The 20,696-nt window shown below is 70.9% G+C and carries 24 protein-coding genes; 9 read left to right on the forward strand and 15 right to left on the reverse strand.

What is annotated here, in order from left to right; translation table 11 throughout:
• Nucleotides 1-3 precede the first annotated feature (3 nt).
• From O7614_RS12125 to O7614_RS12150, 6 genes are all read right to left on the reverse strand, one after another.
• On the reverse strand, nucleotides 4-660 hold the full coding sequence (locus O7614_RS12125; protein WP_278138559.1) for an SIS domain-containing protein: 657 nt from the start codon (nucleotides 658-660) through the stop codon (nucleotides 4-6).
• Nucleotides 657-1,442 (reverse strand): hypothetical protein, encoded by a 786-nt coding sequence (locus tag O7614_RS12130; protein WP_278138560.1) that lies wholly within the window; start codon nucleotides 1,440-1,442, stop codon nucleotides 657-659. The genes O7614_RS12125 and O7614_RS12130 overlap by 4 nt, the downstream gene beginning before the upstream one ends.
• The gene (locus O7614_RS12135; RefSeq protein WP_278138561.1) at nucleotides 1,439-2,386 is read right to left on the reverse strand and encodes a transketolase C-terminal domain-containing protein; all 948 of its coding nucleotides are present in this window, start codon (nucleotides 2,384-2,386) and stop codon (nucleotides 1,439-1,441) included. Before O7614_RS12135 ends, O7614_RS12130 begins: the two co-directional genes overlap by 4 nt.
• Nucleotides 2,383-3,252 carry a transketolase gene (locus O7614_RS12140; protein WP_278138562.1) on the reverse strand — a complete coding sequence of 290 codons (870 nt, stop codon included), beginning with the start codon at nucleotides 3,250-3,252 and terminating at the stop codon, nucleotides 2,383-2,385. Before O7614_RS12140 ends, O7614_RS12135 begins: the two co-directional genes overlap by 4 nt.
• Nucleotides 3,253-3,862: 610 nt before the next feature.
• Complete coding sequence (locus tag O7614_RS12145; RefSeq protein WP_278138563.1) at nucleotides 3,863-4,843, reverse strand: aldo/keto reductase; 981 nt, start codon at nucleotides 4,841-4,843, stop codon at nucleotides 3,863-3,865.
• 52 nt (nucleotides 4,844-4,895) lie between these two features.
• A complete protein-coding gene (locus O7614_RS12150; protein ID WP_278138564.1) occupies nucleotides 4,896-6,158 on the reverse strand; it encodes an MFS transporter in 1,263 nt (420 codons plus the stop codon).
• A 52-nt stretch (nucleotides 6,159-6,210) separates the two neighbouring features.
• Here O7614_RS12150 and O7614_RS12155 point away from each other — a divergent pair, with 52 nt between their 5' ends.
• The gene (locus tag O7614_RS12155) at nucleotides 6,211-7,275 is read left to right on the forward strand and encodes a LacI family DNA-binding transcriptional regulator (protein WP_278138565.1); all 1,065 of its coding nucleotides are present in this window, start codon (nucleotides 6,211-6,213) and stop codon (nucleotides 7,273-7,275) included.
• 11 nt (nucleotides 7,276-7,286) lie between these two features.
• Here the strand turns inward: O7614_RS12155 and O7614_RS12160 are convergent, their stop codons facing one another.
• The gene (locus O7614_RS12160) at nucleotides 7,287-9,800 is read right to left on the reverse strand and encodes a DEAD/DEAH box helicase (protein WP_278138566.1); all 2,514 of its coding nucleotides are present in this window, start codon (nucleotides 9,798-9,800) and stop codon (nucleotides 7,287-7,289) included.
• 81 nt (nucleotides 9,801-9,881) lie between these two features.
• Nucleotides 9,882-10,511 (reverse strand): tRNA (guanosine(46)-N7)-methyltransferase TrmB, encoded by a 630-nt coding sequence (trmB, locus tag O7614_RS12165; RefSeq protein ID WP_278142232.1) that lies wholly within the window; start codon nucleotides 10,509-10,511, stop codon nucleotides 9,882-9,884.
• Nucleotides 10,512-10,719: 208 nt separating this feature from the next.
• Here trmB and O7614_RS12170 point away from each other — a divergent pair, with 208 nt between their 5' ends.
• Nucleotides 10,720-11,313: a hypothetical protein gene (locus O7614_RS12170; protein WP_278142233.1), complete on the forward strand. Its 594-nt coding sequence runs from the start codon at nucleotides 10,720-10,722 to the stop codon at nucleotides 11,311-11,313.
• A gap of 178 nt (nucleotides 11,314-11,491) precedes the next feature.
• Complete coding sequence (locus O7614_RS12175) at nucleotides 11,492-12,157, forward strand: class F sortase (RefSeq protein WP_278138567.1); 666 nt, start codon at nucleotides 11,492-11,494, stop codon at nucleotides 12,155-12,157.
• Nucleotides 12,158-12,200: 43 nt separating this feature from the next.
• On the opposite strand, the gene O7614_RS12180 is transcribed toward O7614_RS12175, so the two are convergent.
• Entirely contained in the window at nucleotides 12,201-12,425 is a 225-nt protein-coding gene (locus tag O7614_RS12180) for a GntR family transcriptional regulator (RefSeq protein ID WP_269680043.1), read from the reverse strand.
• 239 nt (nucleotides 12,426-12,664) lie between these two features.
• Here O7614_RS12180 and O7614_RS12185 point away from each other — a divergent pair, with 239 nt between their 5' ends.
• Entirely contained in the window at nucleotides 12,665-12,868 is a 204-nt protein-coding gene (locus O7614_RS12185) for a hypothetical protein (protein WP_278138568.1), read from the forward strand.
• Nucleotides 12,869-13,081: 213 nt separating this feature from the next.
• Here O7614_RS12185 and O7614_RS12190 read toward each other — a convergent pair whose 3' ends face one another.
• From O7614_RS12190 to O7614_RS12205, 4 genes are all read right to left on the reverse strand, one after another.
• The gene (locus O7614_RS12190) at nucleotides 13,082-13,255 is read right to left on the reverse strand and encodes a hydrolase (RefSeq protein ID WP_278138569.1); all 174 of its coding nucleotides are present in this window, start codon (nucleotides 13,253-13,255) and stop codon (nucleotides 13,082-13,084) included.
• Between the two features lie 152 nt (nucleotides 13,256-13,407).
• Nucleotides 13,408-13,725 (reverse strand): antibiotic biosynthesis monooxygenase, encoded by a 318-nt coding sequence (locus O7614_RS12195; RefSeq protein ID WP_278138570.1) that lies wholly within the window; start codon nucleotides 13,723-13,725, stop codon nucleotides 13,408-13,410.
• 19 nt (nucleotides 13,726-13,744) lie between these two features.
• Nucleotides 13,745-14,542 (reverse strand): exodeoxyribonuclease III, encoded by a 798-nt coding sequence (locus tag O7614_RS12200; protein WP_278138571.1) that lies wholly within the window; start codon nucleotides 14,540-14,542, stop codon nucleotides 13,745-13,747.
• Between the two features lie 37 nt (nucleotides 14,543-14,579).
• Nucleotides 14,580-15,500 carry a PAC2 family protein gene (locus O7614_RS12205; protein WP_278138572.1) on the reverse strand — a complete coding sequence of 307 codons (921 nt, stop codon included), beginning with the start codon at nucleotides 15,498-15,500 and terminating at the stop codon, nucleotides 14,580-14,582.
• 420 nt (nucleotides 15,501-15,920) lie between these two features.
• Between O7614_RS12205 and O7614_RS12210 the strand changes: the two genes are divergently transcribed.
• The 3 genes from O7614_RS12210 (at nucleotide 15,921) to O7614_RS12220 (ending at nucleotide 17,840) form a co-directional block, all read left to right on the forward strand.
• Nucleotides 15,921-16,781 (forward strand): peptidase M23, encoded by an 861-nt coding sequence (locus tag O7614_RS12210; RefSeq protein ID WP_278138573.1) that lies wholly within the window; start codon nucleotides 15,921-15,923, stop codon nucleotides 16,779-16,781.
• Nucleotides 16,782-16,888: 107 nt separating this feature from the next.
• Nucleotides 16,889-17,035 (forward strand): hypothetical protein, encoded by a 147-nt coding sequence (locus O7614_RS12215; protein WP_165435705.1) that lies wholly within the window; start codon nucleotides 16,889-16,891, stop codon nucleotides 17,033-17,035.
• 49 nt (nucleotides 17,036-17,084) lie between these two features.
• Nucleotides 17,085-17,840, forward strand: coding sequence for an EcsC family protein (locus tag O7614_RS12220; RefSeq protein ID WP_278138574.1), 756 nt, complete (start codon nucleotides 17,085-17,087; stop codon nucleotides 17,838-17,840).
• A 16-nt stretch (nucleotides 17,841-17,856) separates the two neighbouring features.
• Here O7614_RS12220 and O7614_RS12225 read toward each other — a convergent pair whose 3' ends face one another.
• Both O7614_RS12225 and O7614_RS12230 read right to left on the reverse strand, forming a co-directional pair.
• On the reverse strand, nucleotides 17,857-18,708 hold the full coding sequence (locus tag O7614_RS12225) for a GDSL-type esterase/lipase family protein (RefSeq protein WP_278138575.1): 852 nt from the start codon (nucleotides 18,706-18,708) through the stop codon (nucleotides 17,857-17,859).
• Nucleotides 18,709-18,825: 117 nt separating this feature from the next.
• Nucleotides 18,826-19,419 carry an antibiotic biosynthesis monooxygenase gene (locus O7614_RS12230; protein WP_278138576.1) on the reverse strand — a complete coding sequence of 198 codons (594 nt, stop codon included), beginning with the start codon at nucleotides 19,417-19,419 and terminating at the stop codon, nucleotides 18,826-18,828.
• 130 nt (nucleotides 19,420-19,549) lie between these two features.
• Between O7614_RS12230 and O7614_RS12235 the strand changes: the two genes are divergently transcribed.
• Together O7614_RS12235 and O7614_RS12240 are read left to right on the forward strand one after the other, a co-directional pair.
• Nucleotides 19,550-20,371 carry an NmrA family NAD(P)-binding protein gene (locus tag O7614_RS12235; RefSeq protein WP_278138577.1) on the forward strand — a complete coding sequence of 274 codons (822 nt, stop codon included), beginning with the start codon at nucleotides 19,550-19,552 and terminating at the stop codon, nucleotides 20,369-20,371.
• Between the two features lie 52 nt (nucleotides 20,372-20,423).
• Entirely contained in the window at nucleotides 20,424-20,687 is a 264-nt protein-coding gene (locus O7614_RS12240) for a DUF6343 family protein (protein ID WP_088990477.1), read from the forward strand.
• The last annotated feature ends 9 nt before the right edge of the window (nucleotides 20,688-20,696 follow it).

Genomic DNA, 20,696 nt, shown 5'->3' on the forward strand with positions numbered 1-20,696 from the left:
CGGCTACGCGGTCAGCTGGACCGGTTGGGCCGCCTGCCCGACGCGTTGCTTGAGCAGGCCGACCAGGATGTGGTTGACCGAGAGCATCAGGTCCTCGAAGTGGAAGTTGTTGTCGTTGCGGCCCGTCTGCCCGGGGAACCGGGAGGTGCCGGGCACGACGAGGCACACGTCGGCCAGTTCCCGGCAGCGACCGCCGTCGCCCTTGGTCATCGCGAAGGTGCGCGCGCCGGCCTTCGTCGCGGCCTGCAGGGCCCGCACCACGTTGGGGGAGTTGCCACTTCCGCTGTACGCCATGACCAGGTCGCGCTCGGTGGCGAACGGTTCGAGCGACGCGGAGAACATGCTGTCTGGGCCGAGGTCGTTGACCAGCCCGCTGAGCTCCGCCGAGGAGCCGCACAGGTTGACGAAGGTGAGCCGTCGTACCGACGCCGACACCGGCCGGCTCTTGTCCTCGGAGACGAACGGATGGTGTTTGAAGTCGCAGTAGGCGTGGTCGAGGGTGCCGGCGTTGCCGCCGTTGCCCATCGCGTACACCGTGCCGCCCTCGTCGTAGGTGCGGAACAGCATCTCCGCGGCGGCCACGACGGCGTCGACCGGGAACTGGTCGATGATGGCGCGCTTCTCCGCCAGGTAGAGCTGGATGTCGTCGACGGTGCTCATACCCGCGCCCCCGCGTGCTCGACCTCGATGCGACCGTTGCCGCGGTTGGTGTCGTCCGCCCAACGGATCACGTCGTCCAGCTCGGGGGTGGAGACCTCGACGGACGTGTAGTCCGACTCGGCGATCACCCGGTGCAGCACGTTCGCGGCCGAGGACCAGCCCGACCTGCGGGAGTGCACAGCGCGCGGCAGGGTGTCGGTGTCGATGACGGCGTCGGTGTCCGCCGGGGCCAGCGTGCCGTTGAGGACCGTCGCCTGCCCGTCGACGACGTAGTTGGTCTCCACCTTCTGCTGGTGCGACTGCAACGACGACTGGTGCCCGGCGGTCATGTGGATCTGCTTGAGGGCGTACGGGATGTCGCCGAGGTTGTTGGTGTACCAGACCTCGTGCCCCCACGGCTTGTCGACGCGGTAGGAGTCGACGTCGCGGCAGTGGGCAGTTGTGGTCGGGGAGACCGGGACGTCCCAGGACTCGTGCACCGGACCGGTGGTGGATCCGGCCTCCACCACCACCGCCGGCTCGACGCCGACCTGGGCGAAGCGGTAGGTCGCGCCCGGCTCCGCGTGCCAGCCCCGCAGGTAGCCGTACTCGCGGTGGCCACTGCCGTCGGCGTGCCGTGACTCGACGCGGACCCGTCCGCCGATCACGATGAAGCTGCGGTGGTCCGCGGGGTGGCACCGGTACGGCGAGCTGGCGCCGAGGACCAGTTCGTGTTCGACGAAGAGGTAGGGGGCCCGGGGGAGGTCGTGGGCGAGATTCTTCGGCGGGTCGAATCGCGTCATCGCTGGCTGTCTCCGATCTCGGGGGAGTTGGTGGTCGCGGCCCGGATCCGGCTGGCCACACCGGTCGCGTCCAGTTCGTAGCGTTCGTAGAGTTCCTCCGGGGAGCCGGCCTGTCCGTAGTCGTCGACTCCCCAGGCGTGGAACCGGACGTGCCGGTCGAGGCCCAGCACGATCCGGCCGACCTCGTCGATGAGGCCGCCGCGGTTGAAGTGGTCCTCGAAGACGAGGACGTGCCGGTGCTTCTCCAGGAGGTCGGTGGTGGCGGGCACGTCCAGGGGGAGGGACGAGGCGTTGACCACGGTGGGCCGCGGACCGGTCGGGGCGAGCAGTTCGACCGCGTCGAGCACCACGGGCACCATTCCGCCCATCGTCACGACGGCGACGTCCGTACCGTGGCTCAGGACGTCGGGATGCCCGGACCGGAACTGGTAGTCCTGGTCGTGCACCTCGCGTTGGGGCTGCCGGCACAGCCGCAGATAGATGGGCCGGTCATGGGTCACCGCGTACGCCAGCATGGCCCGCGTCTCCACGCCGTCGGCCGGTTGGAGCACCTCCACGTTGGGCAGGCTGCGGATCAGGGCCAGATCGCGCAGGCCCATCTGGGTGGGGCCGTCCTTGCCGATGGCGAGCCCGGCGTGTGTGCCGACCAGCACCACACCGGCGTTGTTGAGCCCCACCGACTGGAAGATCTCCAGGAACTTGCCGGTCAGGAAGTGACCGAAGCTGGCGACGAACGGCCGGTACCCCTCCTGGGCCAGGCCCGCCGCTACGCCGATGGCGTTGGCCTCGGCGATGCCGATCTCGAAGAACCGGTCGGGGAAGGTCTTCTTGAACTGCGTCGTCTTGGTCGCCGAGGCGAGGTCACAGTTGACGACCAGGACTTTCTCGTGGTCCGCGGCGACGTCCACCAAGGCGTCCCCGAACCAGTCGCGCGTCGCTTTCACACGCTCACCCGCCCCAGGTAGCCCATGGCGTCCTCGTACACCTCGGGCGTCATGGTGCCGCTGTGGGAGCCGTTGAGCAGGATCTGTCCGGGGCCGAGATGGCCCTTGCGGGTGTGCGCGATGATCACGGACGGCTGCATCCAGTTCTCCCGTGCGTTGGCGACGGCGTCCCGGATAGCCAGGTGGGAGTGGCCGTTGACCTCCTGCACGTGCCAGTGGAACGACCGCAGCTTCTCCGGTAGCGGATGCAACGGCATGATTTCTTCGAGCGTCCCGTCGTTCTGGCTCCGGTTGTAGTCGACGAGCAGCACCACGTTGCCCAGGCCTCGGGCGCCGGCGTACATGATGGCCTCCCACATCTGCCCTTCCTGCAGCTCTCCGTCGCCGACGAGGCAGTACACGGTGGAGCCGTCGCCCCGCAGGCGTCGCGCCTGGGCTCGTCCCAGGCCGACCGACAGGCCCTGGCCGAGCGCGCCGGTGCTCACCGCCACGAGATCGAGCCGGGTGCGGTCGGGGTGCCCCTGCAGTCGGCTGTCGATCCGGCGCAAAGTGCCGATCTCCGCGGTGTCGAGGTCACCGGCGACCATCAGGGCGGCGTACCAGGTCGGTGCGGCGTGACCCTTGGAGAGGATGAAGACGTCGTTGCCGGTGGTGTCCATCTGGTCGAACTTCAGCACGCTGACCAGGTCCGCGCAGGAGAGTGACGAGCCCACGTGGCCGGAACCGGCGAGGTGGATCATCTTGAGCAGATGTGCCCGCACGTCGTTGGACAACTGCGCGAGACGGGAGAGTCGATACGGCAGTTCGAATTCGTCGTCCACCAGATTCGGGTGACGGTCCGGTGGTAGAGCGTCGAGATAGGTCATGCTGGCAGTCAACGGATTCCGCCCTTCGCAACGAGGTGAGGCAAGGTCGTCGGACCTCCCCGATATTCCGATTTCGGGCAGCATTCGACGCGCTTTCCGGTTCGGGAAAAAGTGTCGCCAGAATGCGTGCCGAATTGGCCGCGCGGATGATGCGCAGCTCTGTCGGTCGCATGGTTTCCGTGCGGTTGCCAGGCGGTCGTGGCGCCCGCCCAGCGCTATGAAGAGGCGAATCAGCGCCTCGTAGTGCGAAACTTAATGACACCCCCGGCATAGACATTGTTGAGTATCTTCCGGTCACGAGATTTCCACAGAGCGCCATAGGCGTCAAGCGCTCGGCCACAAAAACATCGCCCGATCGGCTATTTTTCCTCAAACAGTGATCCGCGTCACACTGGCATTGGCGCAATTCCCATTGGATCCCCCAGTTGTTTATCCAGGGATACATCGACGTCATTTTCTGGAAACACGGGCCACGCCGAGGAGATCAATTCGACAGGGCTTTACGCGCAATGTTCGGCGAACGCCAAGAATGGTGTCGGGCCGCTGTGCTGCGGCCTGGGCGCACACCCTGTTCACGACCGCCGGCATGCTCCACGACGGTCCTTGATGGTCAGTCCAGAGCCACCACGGCGTGCGGCGCGTAACACTCCTCAAGCTGGTCGACCTCGTCCGGTGACACCTCGATGTCGAGAGCGCCCAGCGCCTCGTCGAGCTGCCGCACGTCCGTCACGCCGATGATCGGGGCGCTCACCACGGGCTGCCGCAGCAACCATGCCAGCGCGATCTGCGCCCGAGGCACCCCACGTCTCCGGGCGACCTCGCCGAGTCGGGCCGCGACCGCCCGGTCCGAATCCTCGGTCCGGGCGTACAGGCTGTGGCCGAAGGCGTCGTCGGCCGTGCGCCGGGTGGTGGCCGTCCAGTCCCGGGCCAGCTTTCCCCGAGCCAACGGACTCCACGGCAGCGTGCCGACTCCCCGGGCCCGGCAGAGCGGGAGCATCTCCCGCTCCTCCTCGCGGTAGATCAGGTTGTGGTAGTTCTGCATGCTGACGAACCGGGACCAGCCGTGCTGCTCGGCGACCTGCAACGCGGTGGCGAACTGCCACGCGTACATCGAGGACGCGCCGAGATAGCGAACCTTGCCAGCTCGTACGACGTCGTGCAGGGTCTCCAACGTCTCCTCGATCGGGGTCGCCGGATCCCAGCGGTGGATCTGATACAGGTCCACATAGTCGGTGCGGAGCCGGCGCAGGCTGTTGTCCAGTTCGGCGAGTATCGCCTTGCGCGACAGCCCACGCTGGTTGGGCCCCGGACCCATCGGGCCGAAGACCTTGGTGGCGATGACCACGTCGTCGCGCCGCGCGTACTCGCCGAGGGCGCGGCCGAGGATCTCCTCGCTGGAGCCGTCGGAGTAGACGTTGGCGGTGTCGAAGAAGGTGATGCCGGCGTCGAGCGCACGGCGGATCACCCGCCGGCTCTCCGGCTCGGGCAGCGTCCACGAGTCGGCCCCACGGTGTGGTTCGCCGAAGCTCATTCCGCCCAGGCAGAGCTGGGAGATGGTGAGCCCGGTCGAGCCGAGCCGCGCGTACCGCATCGTCGAACCTCCTGTCACCGTGCCCGTGGACCGTGTCGCGCGGGCCGCCGGGTCACCGCACCGCCCGTGGCAGCGCGCCCAGCACGAGCGCGGCGCCGACCGCCATGATCGCGAAGACCATCGCCATTCCGAACGCGTCGGTCAGCGGCCCCACCACGATCGGCGCCGAGATGGCACCGACCCGGGACAGCGCCGAGACCATGGACGCCGTCCGGGCCGGGGGGATGCCGTGCCGCGCGCTGAGCTGGTCGGCCGAGCCGAACAGCAGGGGGAAGGCCGGCCCGGCCCCGAAGCCGGCCACGGCGACCGCGGCCAGCGCCCACCACACCGGAGCGCCGACGAGTGTGCACACCAGGCCGGCGCCCACGGCCGCCACCATGGTGGCCCCGCTGACCGCCGCGACCTTCGCCTGGCCGACCCGGGACACCGCCACGTCCAGCAGCAGGCGGGAGGCCAGCAGGCCGGCGCCGAAGAGCACCGGTGCGGCGGCCGCCACCTGCGGTGTCGCGTCGAACCCACGGCTGAGCAGGAGCCCGGTCCACTCCTGCCCCGGACTCTCCACGTAACTGGCGGCCACCGCCGCGAGCCCGAGCACCGGCAGCACGTACCGCAGCCGGCCAAGGGATCGCCCCGGACCGTCGCCCGTCGGGGCCGGCGTGGACGGGCCGTTGCCCGTCGGGGCTGAGTCGGACGGGCCGTCGACCGGCGGGGTCGGCGTGGGCGGGCCCCCGGCCACCATGCCCTTGCGGCCGAGGGCGATCGCGAGCTGGGCGGCCAGCGCCACCGTGGCGGCGATGCCGACGTGCAGGGCCACCGGCACCCGGAGCCCGGCGGCGACCGTTCCGAGCACGCCTGCCCCGGCCAGCGAGAGCGACCAGGTGGCGTGCATCCTGCCCATCAGGGTCGTCGCGCGGTGCTGCTGCACCCGGACCGCGAAGGCGTTCATCGCCACGTCGTGCGCGCCGTCGAGGACGCCCAGCAGTAGCAGGGCACCGCCCAGCAGGATCAACTGCGGGGCCCACGCCACGCCGACCGCGAGCAGCGCGTAGCCCGCGCCGGCGAGCAGCGTGGCCGACCGCTCGCCGAAGGCGCGGGCGAGCAGGGGGGCCACCAGCGAACCGAGCAGCCCGCCGATCGCCGCAGCGAAGAGCACCACACCGAACTGGGTCTCGCTGGCGGACACCCGGTCGGCGATCTCGGGAAAGCGGGTGAGCAGGCTGCCGTAAAGTGCGCCGTTGACCGCGAAAGCGACCGCCGGCACGCGCCAGTCGCTGCTGGTGCGGCCGTGCAGGCCGTCCGCGACATCGACGCTCATGTGGCTAACTTATACGTATCAGAGGACCGGCACAACGCAGGGAGGTTCTCCAGTGCCCAGCGACCCACCCCCACGGATGCGAGACGTCGCACGAGCCGTCGGTGTCAGCCAGGCCACGGTGAGCAACGCGTTCAACCGGCCCGACCAGCTCAGTCGCGAGCTGCGCGACCGGATCCTGGCCGCGGCACGGGACCTCGGTTACCCCGGCCCCGACCCGATCGCCAACACGTTCCGCCGGGGCCGGACCGGCGCGGTCGGGCTGATCATCCACGAGCCGCTGCAGTACCTCTTCGAGGACCCCGCCGCGCGCCTGACCATGGCCGGCGTCGCCCGGGTCTGCGGCGAGCACGGCTCCTCACTGGTGCTGGTTCCCCGCGCCGAGCCGGGCCTGCCGGACGTCGTCCCCACCGCGCTCGTGGACGGCTTCGTCGCCTTCTGCGACCCGCTGGAGCCCGAGCGGCGGAAGCTGCTGCGGGCCCGGAGGCTGCCGGTCGTCGGGCTCGACGCCCCAGTGACGCCGGGGGAGCCGTACGTCGGCATCGACGACCGGGCCGCGGCCCGCGCGGCGGCGGCCCATCTGGTCGACCTCGGCCACCGCCGGATCGGCGTGATCAGCTTCGCGCTGGCCCGCGACTCGAAGACGACCGTGGTGTCCGCCGGGCTCGACGCGCCCACCGGGTACGTCGCCAACCGGGCCCGCCTCGACGGCTACCGGGACGCGCTCGGCCCCGCGCTCGCCGACGGTGGCGGCGGGATCGTCGTCGTGGCGGCGCGCGGGGTCGAGGAGGCGGACGGGGCCGCCGCCGCGGTGCCTCTGCTCGAACACGCCGAGCCGCCCACGGCGATCCTGGCGATGAGTGACCGGCTGGCGCTGGGCGTCATCGCCGAAGCCACCCGTCGCGGTATCGACGTTCCCGGTGACCTCTCCGTCGTCGGCTTCGACGACGTGCCGGCAGCGGTGGCGGCCAGCCCGGCCCTGACCACCGTGCGGCAACCGCACGCCCGCAAGGGGGCGGAGGCGGTCCGCATGCTCCTGCGACCGGCGCCCACCCGTACGGCCCTGATCCTGCCGACCGAGATCGTCGTCCGTGCCTCGACGGCGCCACCGAAGACGTAGCCGCTGCCGACTCAGAGTTGGCCGACGTCGGTGATCCGGACGACCGCGGCACCTACCTCGTCCGACGCGACCAGGTCGATCTCGGCGCTGATGCCCCAGTCGTGGTCACCGTCCGGATCGTCGAAGATCTGCCGTACGGTCCACCGCTCCCGACCCTGCTCGATCATCAGCAACGCCGGCCCACGGGCGTCCGGACCGACCCCGATCGAGTCGTACGCCTCGAAGTACGGCCCCAGCGCGTCGGACCACGCGTCGTAGTCCCAGCCGTCCTCGGCGTCCAACTCGGCGAGCAGATCCCAGCGGCGCAGCGCGGCCAGCTCCACCCGGCGGAACAACGCGTTGCGCACCAGCACCCGGAACGCCCGCGCGTTGCGGGTCACCGCCGGTGGCCGATCGGTCAGCGCCGCGTGCGCCTGGGCCACCTCGGCGACGTCGGACGGGTTGCGCAGCCGCTCCCACTCGTCGATGAGGCTGGAGTCGACCTGGCGGACCAGCTCGCCCAACCACTCGATGAGGTCGATCAGTTCCTCGGTCTTGGCATCCTCGGGCACGGTCTGGCGCAGCGTCTTGTACGCGTCGGCGAGATAGCGCAGGACGAGACCCTCCGAGCGGGTCAGCCCGTAGAACTGCACGTACTCCGTGAAGGTCATGGCCCGCTCGTACATGTCGCGGACCACGGCCTTGGGGGAGAGCTGGTGGTCGGCTACCCACGGGTGGCCCTGCCGGTACATCTCGTACGCGGCCTCCAGCAGCTCGGCGAGCGGCTTCGGGTGGGTCACCTCCTCGAGTAGTTCGAGGCGGGCCTCGTACTCGATGCCCTCGGCCTTCATCGCGGCGACCGCCTCGCCGCGCGCCTTGAACTGCTGCGCGGAGAGGATCTGCCGAGGGTCGTCGAGGATCGACTCGATCACGCTGAGCACGTCGAGCGCGTACGACGGGGACTCGGCGTCGAGCAGCTCGATGGTGGCCAGCGCGAGCGGGGACAGCGGCTGGTTGAGCGCGAAGTCGAGCTGGAGGTCGACGGTGAGTCGGATCCGCCGGCCGGTCTCGTCCGGCTCGGGCAGCTCCTCGACGACCCCGCCCGCCCGCAACGCCCGGTAGATGGCGATCGCCCGACGGATGTGCCGACGCTGCGCGGCCGGCTCCTCGTGGTTGTCGGTGAGCAGGTGACGCATCGCGCTGAACGCGTCCCCGGGCCGGCCGATGACGTTGAGCAGCATCGAGTGGCTGACCTGGAAGCTGGAGGTCAGCGGCTCCGGCTCCGCGTCGACCAACCGGTCGAACGTGGGCTGGCCCCAGCCGATCGAGCCCTCCGGCGGCTTCTTGCGGACCACCTTGCGGCGCTTCTTCGGGTCGTCGCCGGCCTTGGCGAGGGCCTTCTCGTTGTCGATGACGTGCTCGGGGGCCTGCACCACGACCCGGCCGATGGTGTCGTAGCCGGCCCGACCGGCCCGCCCGGCGATCTGGTGGAACTCCCGGTTCTTGAGCAGCCGGGTGCGGACCCCGTCGTACTTGGACAGGCCGGTGAACAGCACGGTGCGGATCGGCACGTTGATGCCGACGCCGAGGGTGTCCGTGCCGCAGATGACCTTGAGTAGGCCGGCCTGGGCGAGGGTCTCCACCAGTCGGCGGTACTTGGGCAGCATGCCGGCGTGGTGCACGCCGATGCCGTGCCGGACCAGCCGGGAGAGCGTCTTGCCGAAGCCCGCGGTGAACCGGAAACCACCGATCGCCTGGGCGATCATGTCCTTCTCGGCGCGGGTGCAGACGTTGACGCTGGTCAGCGCCTGGGCGCGTTCCAGCGCGGCGGCCTGGGTGAAGTGCACCACGTACACCGGAGCCTGCTTGGTCTCCAGCAGTTCCTCGAGCGTCTCGTGCAGCGGCGTCATCGCGTACGAGAAGATGAGCGGGACCGGCCGCTCCGCCGAGCGCACGACGGCGGTCGGCCGCCCGGTGCGTCGGGTCAGGTCGTCGACGAACCGGGTGGTGTCCCCCAGGGTGGCGGACATCAGGATGAACTGGGCCTGCGGCAGCTCGATGATCGGCACCTGCCACGCCCAACCCCGGTCGGGTTCGGCGTAGAAGTGGAACTCGTCCATGATCACCTGGCCGACGTCGGCCTTCGCACCCTCGCGCAGCGCCAGGTTCGCCAGGATCTCGGCGGTGCAGCAGATGATCGGGGCGTCGGCGTTGACGCTGGCGTCACCGGTCAGCATGCCGACGTTCTCGGCGCCGAAGACCTCGCAGAGCGCGAAGAACTTCTCCGACACCAGGGCCTTGATCGGCGCGGTGTAGAAGGTCGTCCGGTTGTCGGCGAGGGCCGCGAAGTGCGCCGCGATCGCCACCAGGCTCTTACCCGAACCGGTCGGAGTGTTCATGATCAGGTTGGCGCCGGAGACGATCTCGATGACCGCCTCCTCCTGATGGGGGTAGAGGTCGAGGCCGCGCTCCTTCGCCCAACTGGCGAACGCGTCGAAGAGGGTGTCGGGGTCGGCGCTTCTCGGTAGCGCGGCGGTGAGCGTCATAGCCTGTCCATGGTGCCTGGATCATGCCCCGGTACGCCAACCCGGCCTCGGCCGGCCCCTGCGCGGGGTGGCCTTCGCCGGTCAGCGCCGCCGGTAGATCAGGTCGGCGACCGGTCGGCCGGCCCTGATCGCCCGCCGCTCGAACTTCGTCACCGGGCGGTGCGCCGGACGTGGCGCGAAGCCACCGTACGCGTCCACCAACTCCGGATCCGCCTCCAAGGTCTCCCGCATCGCCTCGGCGTACTCGGCCCAGTCGGTCGCGCAGTGCAACGTGCCGCCGGAACGCAGCCGCGACCGCAGTAACGCCACGTGCGCCGACTGGATGATCCGCCGCTTGTGGTGGCGCGTCTTCGGCCACGGGTCCGGGAAGAAGATGTGCACGGCGTCCAGCGCGCCCTCGGGTAAGCCCTTGACCAGGGACAACGCGTCGCCCTCTGCCACCCGTACGTTGCTCAGGCCGCCCCGCTCCACCAGGTCGAGCAGGTTGGCGATTCCCGGCGTGTGCACCTCGACCGCAAGATAATCTCGGTCCGGGTCAGCGGCGGCCATCGCGGCGGTGCTGTCGCCCATGCCCGAGCCGATCTCCAGCACGACCGGCGCCCGGCGACCGAACAGGTCGGCTAGGTCGACGGGTACGACCGGTCCGTCCGGCACATCCAGGCCGTACGTGGGCCAGAGCCGGTCCAGCGCGTCGGTCTGCCGGTCGCTCATCCGACCCCGGCGGGGGTGGAACGTGCGGATCGTCCGGCTCACGGGCGGGACGGCGGGGTCATGGTCGGTGGTGGTCACAGCGACCCGAGCGTACGCGACGCCGTCGGCGGATCGGATGTGATGTGCGACCGGAAATGAGAGGATCCAACTGGTACGGCAGGTCGGGTGCTCCGCTGCCCGACACGGCCGCACGGCGTCGAGAGGGGGCATCGTGACAGTGACCCGTGGCGGCGTGATCCTTTCCGTGCTGACCATGCTCGCCGGTCCTCTGCTCGCCGCTCCTGCGGCTGGTGCTGCGGTGCCTGCCCAGCCCGTTGCCGTCGCGCCCGCACCGCAGCCCGGAGGGCCGCCGGGTGGCGCGCCCCAGCCGGCGCCGGTGGACATCTTCGTCGAGGTGAGCCCGAGCACGGTGCAGCCCGGCTACCTGGTCGGCATCCGGGCCAGTTGCCGGGACAACTCGGTAGGTGCCACGGTCGTCTCGGACGCGTTCGGCGCGGTCGGTGTGCAGCCGCAGCACGGGGTGCTCACCGCCGCGCCGATGGTGCGCGAGCGCACCCGCCCCGGCAACTACCGGATCAAGCTGGAGTGCCGCGACGGCGAAACCGCCTCGACCATGCTCCAGGTCGTCAAGAAGGTGCCGTCCCAGCCCAGTCGGGGTCCGGCCACCGGCTTCGGTGGGGGCGCCGGCGGAGTCACCGGCAAGCTGCTGTTGCCCGTCGGTGCGGCGCTGACCATCACCGGGTTGATCCTCGCCGTGGTGGCACTGCGTCGGCCGCGTCTGGTCCGTGGCGCTGGGCGCTGAGCCGGCCATGGCGATCTTCCGACCCGCGTCGCCGCCGCCCGGTCCCCGCCCGTCCCCCGGGCCGCGCCCGTCGTCGGGCCCACGCCCGTCCGCCAACCCTCGCCCAACGCGCGACGATCGCTTCGACGTCCGCCGGCTACCGCTGGACGACAGTCCGCTGAACCCCGAGCGTCCCAATGTGGCTGCTCGCCCGCCGACCGCAGTCACGCCCCGGCGCAGCCGACCCTCCGGCCGTAGCCCGTGGTCGGTGCCGCTGGCCGTGGTGCTGGTGCTGGCCGGGGTCTTCGCCACCGGGGCAGGGCTGGGCCGTTCGGTCGGGCCGTTCGACTTCGCCCCGGCCGGCGGCGACCGACCGGCCCGCAGCGAGTCCGTCGGGTTGTCGGCCAGTCGTCCGGTGCGCCTCAGCGTCCCATCGATCAAGGTGGCGGCGCCGGTGGAACCCGTCGGGCAGGCACGGGACGGCTCGATCGCCGTACCGCCGTTGGAACGGCACAACGAGACCGGCTGGTACGACCGTGGGCCGACGCCCGGCGAGCCCGGCCCGGCCGTGATCGTCGGGCACGTGGACACCAAGACCGGCCCGTCGGTCTTCTACGACCTGGGCAAGCTGAAGCCCGGCGACCTGATCGAGGTGGCCCGCGCGGACGAGTCGGTGGTGGTGTTCCGGGTCGACACCGTCGAGCACTTCCCGAAGGACCAGCTGCCCGCCGAACGGATCTACGGCCACGACGGGCCGCCCGGCCTGCGGTTGATCACCTGTGGCGGGCAGTTCATCGGCGGACGCACCGGCTACGCCGACAACGTCATCGCCTTCGCCACCTTCCAGTCCACCCGCAAGTCCTGAGGCCGCGCTCAGCCTGAGTGGGCGGCCCCTGGGGTGCAGCGCGCTACTCGGCCTCGGCGACGAACACGCCTTGGCCTTGCTGTCCGTAGACGAGGTTGCGGTCATGCAGCTCTTTGACTGCGCGGTACGCGGTTGACCGTGCGACGTTGTAGATCTCGCCGATCTCCGACACAGATGGCAACTGGTGCCCAGGTCGGTATTCACCGGAGCGGATCTTCTGCTCGATGTCGTCCGCAACGCGGCGGTAGTGCGGTGGTCTGGTTGGCATGATCGACTCTCCTGGACTTCAGCGGAGATCATGTTTCCAGCCCGGGCCCGAACAGGACAAGGCGACAATCCAGCAAAGTGGATACAGTGAGAACTTGACTACACTGAGACAGTGGATACAGTGAGACAGTCGGGTAGTTCTGGACTTCAGCACTCCGAGGTATCCGGCACGTCCCGGGGAGCACGACGTCGGGCTCTGCCCCCGGGGCGGCTACTTCGGGACGCATGGAGGTGTCGCACATGCCCATCGACGAGCCGGTGTCCAGGGCGACCGAGTTGTTCGTGGCGAAGCGCGTGCTCGACGCGCATTGGACTCGGACGGTCGATCGGCCCTGGCAGGCAGGTGGCTGCCGAGAGTGCCGAGGTCACGGTGACTGTCCGCAGCTAGATTGGTCGCTGGAGCTCCTGGCGGACGTCGCCGCAGTCATGTTCCAGAAACAGTGACCACTCGGCCCCGCAGTCTGCCGGCACACGTCAACGCCTTCGCAGTCTCCGGTCCTCCCGCGAGTCCTGAGGCCGGCTCAGCCGCTTGATCCACTCGTCTTCGCCGAAGTCGGGGTATCCCAGCCGCCCGGACACCCCCAGTTCGGCGATCCCGAGTGGGTCAAGCGCCGGGGCGAGCGGCCTTGGGGATGGTGGACTGGCAATCGCCGGGCATCAGCTCAAGAAGCCCAGGAGTTGACGGGTGGTCTCGTCGGGGGCCTCTTCCGGGATGAAGTGCCCGACCGGCACCGGCTCGCCGCGAACGTCGTCGGCCCACTCCCGCCAGATCGCGAGCGGGTCGTCGTAGAGCTTTGCGACCTGGCCGCGTTGACTCCAGAGAAACAGCACCGGGCACCCGATCCTGCGGTGTCCTCGATCCGCTTCGTCCTGCTGGTAGTCCAGGGTTGCGGCGGCGCGGAACTCCTCGCAGATCGCGTGTGCGGGTGGGTGGTGCGCAGGGCTCGGGAGCGGCCAGGGCTGGGTGACGTGGCGCGGCGGTGTCAGGGCTGGGGGACCTGTAGCGCGACGTCGAACTCCAGGAGGCTGGCACCCGTGGCGACCGGAGGGCGGGGCTTGTCGCCGGGCGCGCTGGCGTGGGCGGCCCGAGCGGGGCCGGCGGCCCACGCCTGGTACGCCTCTTCGCTCTCCCACTTGGTGTAGACGAAGTAGCGGGTCTCGCCGGCCACGGGGCGGAGCAACTCGAAGCCGAGGAAACCGGGGGAGTTCTCCACGGTGCCGGCTCGGGCGGCGAACCGCTTCTCCAACTCGGCGCCGCCACCGGGCGGGACCTCGATTGCGTTGATCTTCACGACTGCCATCTGCCCACCCTAGCCAGGCTCAGAACGTCTCGACCGCCGGGACCAGGTCCACGTCGACAACGATCGGCGCGTGGTCGGAGGGGCCCTTGCCCTTGCGAGCCTCCCGGTCCACGTACGCCGAGCGGACCGCACGGGCGAACGGCGCGGACGCGTACACCAGGTCGATTCTCATGCCCTTGTTCTGGTGGAACATCCCGGCCCGGTAGTCCCAGTAGGTGAACGGGTGTGGCCCCTTCATCGGGGTGGGTACGACGTCGCTGAGACCCAGGTCGCGCAGCGCGGCGAGGGCCGCCCGTTCGGCCGGGGTGACGTGCGTGGAGTGGGTGAACACCGCCGGGTCCCAGACGTCGGCGTCGGTCGGGGCGACGTTGAAGTCGCCGCTGACCGCCAGTGGGAGGCCGCCGGCCAACTCCGCCGCCAGCGCGTCGCGCAGCGCCGCGAACCAGGCCAACTTGTACGCGTAGTGCGGGTCGTCCGGCGTCCGGCCGTTGGGCACGTACACCGACCAGACCCGGACCCCGTCGCAGGTCGCGGAGATGGCCCGGGCCTCCGGGGCGGGGAAGCCGGGCTCGCCGGCGAACCCGACCCGGACGTCGTCCAGCCCGACGCGGGACAGGATGGCGACCCCGTTCCACCGGCCGTCGCTGTGGCTGGCCACCGAGTAGCCCAACTCGCCCACCTCGGTCACCGGGAAGGCACCGTCGGGGCACTTGGTCTCCTGCAGGCAGACGACGTCCGGCCCGGTGTCGGCCAGCCACTCCAACAGTCGGGGTAGGCGGGCCTTCACCGAGTTGACGTTCCAGGTCGCCAGGCGCATGCCCCCAGCCTGCCGCATCCGCCGCCGCGACGCCGGGTCAGCCGGCCGGGGTGTCGCCGGGACGGGTCTGTTCGGCCAGGAACCGCTCCAGTTCCGCGCCGAGTTCGTCGGCCGTCGGCAGTGGTCCGGCGTCCGGGGCGAGCAGGCTCTTCTCGCCCCGACCTCGGGCGAACGCGTCGTACTGCTCCTCCAGGGCCTGAACGAGAGCGGCGGCGTCGTCGGTCTGGGCGACCTGCCGGTCGATCTCCACCCGGACCACCTCGGCGGCCGAGCGCAGCCCGTCGCCGGGCAGCAGCAGGCCGGTGCTGCGCGACACCGAGGTGAGCAGCACCTCGGCAGCGGCCGGATACTCGGTCTGCGCCACGTAGTGCGGCACGTGGGCGGCGAAGCCCAGCGCGTCGCGACCCTGCTCGCCGAGGCGGAACTCCAGCAGGTGACCGACGCTGCCGGGCACCTGGACGCGTTGCAGCCAGGGCTCGTAGCCCGCGATCAGCTCCGGTCGGGTGGCGTGCGCGGTCACCCCGGTCGGACGGGTGTGCGGCACCGCCATCGGGATCGAGTTGAGCCCCACGGTGAGCCGGACGTCCAACCGGGCGGCGAGCCCGGCGACGGCGGCCACGAACCGCTCCCACTGCAGGTCCGGCTCGGGGCCGGTGAGCAGCAGGAACGGGGTTTCGTCGTCGTCGTGCAGCAGGTGCAGCTCCAGCTTGGGCGCGTCGACGCTCTCCCAGTGGTCCTCGACGAAGGTCATCACCGGTCGTCGCGATCGGTAGTCGAAGAGCTGGTCGACGTCGAAGGTGGCGATCGGCCGACCCTCCAGCGAGGTGAGCAGTTGCTCGCGCGCCAGCCGGCTGGCGTTGCCGGCGTCCACGAACCCGGTGAGGGCCTGGATCAGGACCGGTTGCCCGAGGTCGGGCAGATCGTCGGTGAGCTGGTAGAGCTCGTGTGGGTCGAGCACCGGTGCGGACCTCCCTGAAATGTGCCTGCGGGGCGCCGTCGCGACGGAGGGCACCCGTTCGGGCAACGTACCCGCCATCCTGGTGCATTCCTTCTCCGGGCGATCCGTTGGCCGGGTGGTGGACCTGACCGGACTAATCGCCTGTTTACGCCGCTAGGCCGAGCCTGGCAGCCGATCGGCCGAGGAATGGTTCGGCCCAAAGGCCGAGTTTGTCGATCATGTCAGGCTCGGAGAGTGAATGTCCTATCCTGTCGCGAGCCGTGTCGGTCCGCGCGCTACGCCAGCTTCATCCGGTACGCGAGGTACGCCCCCCGGGCGCGTCGACCCGCCCAGGTCGTCCACCAGTACGGGTCCGATCTGTGTCGAGCGCCACGTGATCACCGTGCGTGATCAGGGTTTTCACCTGCCTAGCCTCGGCTGATGCGTGACGACGGCACCCTCGACGACCCGTACGCCCCGAGTACGCCCACTGCCGATACGGAGGATGGCACCTCAGCCGAACGGACAACCGCCGCGAGCCGGCTCCGGGCATACGCCCGGGACCTGACCGGTCGACGCCGGGCCCAGGTGGCACTCGCCACCGGAGTGGTCTGCTGCCTCGGCCTGGCCGCCGTCGCACAGGTCCGCGACGAGACCGCGGACGCCGCGACGCGGAGCGGGTCGCCCTCCAGCACCGAACTGGCGCAGCGCGCCGAGCCGCAGGGTGCCTCCCGTGGCCTCGACCGGGCGGCTGCGCCGAGCACCCCTGCCGCGGCCTCGTCCACAACGGCGACCCCTGCCGACCCGGACACCACCACAGGGGCCCGCAAGGCCGCCCCCGCTCGCCCCACCAAGCCGGCACCCGTCGTGGGGCTGGACGAGGACCAGATGGAGAACGCCGAGGCGATCGTCCGTACCGGCCGCAAGATGGGGGTGCCCCGCCGAGGGCTGGTGATCGCGGTGGCCACCGCCATGCAGGAGAGCAACCTCTACAACGTGGCCAGCGGCGTGCTGCCCGAGTCGCAGGACTACCCGCACCAGGGCGTGGGCTGGGACCACGACTCGGTCGGGTTGTTCCAGCAGCGGTCGAGCAGCGGTTGGGGCCCGGTGGGTCGGCTGATGGACCCGGAGTTCGCCACCCGGCAGTTCCTCACCGCGCTGGAGCAGGTGCCCGGCTGGGAACGGATGCGGCTGACCGACGCTGCCCAGGCGGTGCAGGTCTCTGCCTACCCCGAGCACTACCAGCAGCACGAATGGCGGGCCACCCGGGTCGTCGACTCCATCGTGCCGGCGGGGCGGTAGCCTACCGACCACTGTGGACGGTCAGGGTTGAGGCTGTCGGATCCTGGGTACATGTGTTGCGGGTTAGGGGTACACATGACGCAGGGGATCATCGACAGGAGGACGCCATGTCACTGATGCAGCGAATCACCACGTTCCTGAGATCGCCGAAGGGGCAGCAGTTGGTGGAGCGAGGCCGTCGGGAGATGGCCAAGCCGGCCAACCAGCAGAAGCTCAAGGGGCTGGCGGCCCGGCTGTCCAACCGCCGCCGCTGACCGCCCCATCGGCCGCCCTGTCCGCCATCTCCATCCCTGGGGAGACCCGGTGACCGACACCCCACCCGTCGGCGGCCAGCCCGCCGCCCCCACTCCGCAGCCGTCCGTCAGCCTGCCGGCCGGGCCGGTGGACGCCCCCGAGGGTCCGCCGGCCCGCCTCTGGGACCGGATGCGCGACGACCCGCAGTACGCGCCGGAACACCTCGCCCTGGAGGCCGTACGCCGGCTCGGGCCGGAGGCCGCGCAGTGGGCCGCCCGGGCCCGGGCCGAACAGCCCGGCGTGTCTGCCGACGTCCTCGCCGACCAGGCGGTCCGCAAGTTCGTCAACCTGGCCCGGTTGTCGGGCGCGGTCTCCGGAGCGGCCGGCCTGCCCGGAGCCGTGATCGACGTGGGCGTGCTGGCCTGGACCCAGGCGCGGATGGTGCTGCACATCGCCGCCGCCTACGACGTCGACCCACTGCACGGCGACCGGGCCACCGACCTCTTGGTGCTCCAACGCGTGCACAAGGTCGCCGAGAGCGCCCGGCTGGCCCTCGGCGTGGCCGCCGGCCGCGAACGCGCCGACGCGCTCTTCGGCCTGGGCGGCCAGCGCCCGATCGGTCGGGTCATGGTGCAGCTCGGCATCCGGCTGGCCCAGATGGCGGGTGTCCGGGCCGCCAAGCGGATGGTCGCCAAGGTCATCCCCGGTGCCGCCATCGTGCTGGGCACCTGGGCCAACTCGTCGGCCACGAAGGACCTCGCGAAGCGGTCCCGGGCCCTCTACCGCTCCCGGGGCGTCGCCGTCCCGGAACCCCGCAGGCGCTGACCGTCGACCGGGCTGGTCAGTTCGCCAGGCCGGAGGAGCGCCAGGTGACCTCGGCGATGCGGCCCTGGCCGGTGGCGTTGGGGTGGAACCAGTCCAGCGGATTGAGCAGGTCCAGAGTGAACCGGACCTTGTGCACCGCGCCGCCGTCGTGCCGGCAGCGCGAGCCGTACGCCCGGCAGGCCGCCACCAACTCGGTGTTGTACGCGTCGATCCGCTCCCGCACGGCGGCCCGGCGCGCCCGGTCGGCGGGCGCCGTCGAGGTCGCCTCGGCGAGCAGGGCCGGGCAGATGCCCCGTCGCCACGCGCGAACCGCTCGGGAGTCGCCGTGCCCGACCTCCCACAGCCGGTACAGGTCGGGGATGCTCACCACCAGCACCCGGGCCTTCGGGCGGCCGGTCTTCAGCACCCGTAGGCCCCGGTCGACGTCGGCACGGAACTCGGCGACCGGCGTCATCGCGTCCACCCCACCCCGGCAGACGTCGTTGGCGCCGATCAGCACCGTGACGTAGTCGGCGCGGTCGCGTACCGCCGCCTGGGCCTGGCCCTCCAGCGCGTCCGCCCGGGCGCCGGGACGGGCATGGTTGTACGTCCGGTCGCGGATCGCCGAATTCTGCTCCAGCAGCCGCCGGTAGTGGCTCTGCACCCGCAGGCCGTCCCCGGTCGACCAGGAGTTGCGCTCGCAGGACGTGAGCACCAGGCAGGACGCGAAGCCGGTGGTGATCGAGTCTCCGAGCGCGGCGATGCCGCCCGGCCCGCTCGACGGCGGGGCGCTCTTGGTGGGGCGGGGTGTCGCTGAGGTGCCACCCTCGCAGGCCAGCGCGACCAGCGCCGCGAGACAGGCCAGGGCGGTGACCCCCCGTCGAGGCATGACGTCCCCTCCCGCAGCGCAGAGCGACAGCGCGGTAACTCTATGCGTAGGACGCGGTTTGGCGGGAAGCAGCTGTCGGGTATGCGGCAGAGCGCCGACAGCGGTGCCAGCGAGGTGCTATAAGCCCCGCCAGGGTGCCCGCTGGCCGTGCAGCCACCAGTGCAACGCCCGGGTGATCCGGGGCAACACCAGATAGGTCATCAGCGGGGTCAGGCAGAGCGTCATCAGCAGCACCCGCGCCGCCAGCGGCACCGCGCCGAGGAAGTGACTGGTCAGCACTGTGGCGCTGAGGCTCAGCGGGAAGAACGCCAGCCAGATGGTCACCGCCTGCTTCCACCTCGGCGGCGACGGCGGGGCGATCGGCGCCACCGGGTCCACCGAGTGTTCCACCGGAGGGTCGAACCAGCCCTCGATCCCGGTACGCCGTTCGACCCGGGTGTGCTCGACGATGCCCTGCGCCGAGCTGAGCCACCAGTGTCGCTGCGGGGACTCCTCCCACCGCCGCAGCGTCTCTGCGTCGGCGAAGCGGTAGAGCATGTGCCAGTCCGGCGAACCGGGGCCGCTCTGCACCCAGCCGGCGCCGAGGAACCCGGGGAACGCCTCGGCGAGCGCGGTGCCGGCCCGCATCCAGGCCACCATCTCGCTCGACCGGCCCGGGTCGACGCGACGGGCGATGGCGACGGTCACCGGCACGGCGAGGGTCATTGACATAGGCCCATCCTGCGGTTGGCGGAGCCGCGACGCGAACGGATGTAATCGAGCACACCGACGCACTCCGGTGCCGCCCGGCCGTGCAGGGCATCGGGCGGTCGCTGTCGGGGGTCGATGCTCTACTCGGAGCATGGACGACGACAGTGCGATCCTCGTGCTCGGCGCGACGGGCACCACCGGGCGACGGGTGGCCGACCGACTGCGGGCGCTGGGCGCCCCGGTCCGCGCCGCCTCCCGCAAGGGCCCGGTGCGCTTCGACTGGTCGATCGAGTCGACGTGGGCGCCCGCGCTGGCCGGCGCGTCCCGGGTCTACCTGATGGCACCGGACGGCCAGCGGGTCGAGCCGGCCCTCGTTCGGCTGGCTCTGGACCAGGGGGTGCGGCACGTGGTGTTGCTCTCCAGTCGCGCGATCGAGGCGATGGGTGACGAGCGTCTGCTGGCCGCCGAGCGGACGGTGCGTGAGATCGGCGTCGACTGGACGATCCTGCGGGCGGACTGGTTCGACCAGAACTTCGACGAGGGGGTGTTCCGGGAGTCGGTGCTGGCCGGTGCCATCACCGTTCCGGTCGGTGCGGCACGCCAGGCGTTCGTGGACGCCGACGACATCGCCGCCGCCGCGGTGGCGGCCCTCACCGAGCCCGGGCACGCCGGCCAGGTCTACGAGGTCACCGGGCCGCGGGCGATCACCTTCGCGGAGGCTGCCCAGATCATCAGCCGGGCGGCGGGCCGGCCGGTGCGACACCTCGGCGCGGCTGACGACTACCGGGCCGCGTTGGCTCCGCTGGGCATCCCCGCCGAGGAGATCGAGCAACAGATCGTGGCCTTCACGGCCCTGCGCGACCTCGGCCACGCGGAGCCCACTGACACCGTGCGTCGGTTGACCGGTCGTGACCCGCGCGACTTCTCGGCGTACGCCGCCGAGGCGGCGTCGCGCGGCGCCTGGCGCGACTGACCGAGGTGTCCGAGGCCGGTTAACGCCGACGATCGGGGGTAGGTCCCTGGGCATGACGAGATCGCAGCCTCGGCGTGCCCGTGGCACGGTCGGGCACGCTTACAGCGCGCTGAACCTCCGGCTCACCCTCGCTGGCTTCGGGCTGGTGATCATGGTGGTCTTCGCGGTGTTGGCGTTCTGGGCCGGCATCGCCTGGCTCGGCGTGGTCTGCGCGATCTTCGCTGTGGTCGCCGTGGTCGACCTGGTCGTGATCCAGCGCCGCCGCGCCGCCCGCCGCCGCGAGGAGCCGGGCGTACGACACTCGTTGTTCGAGTGACAGGAGGAC

The organism is Micromonospora sp. WMMD961, from assembly GCF_029626145.1.
Lineage (GTDB): Bacteria > Actinomycetota > Actinomycetes > Mycobacteriales > Micromonosporaceae > Micromonospora.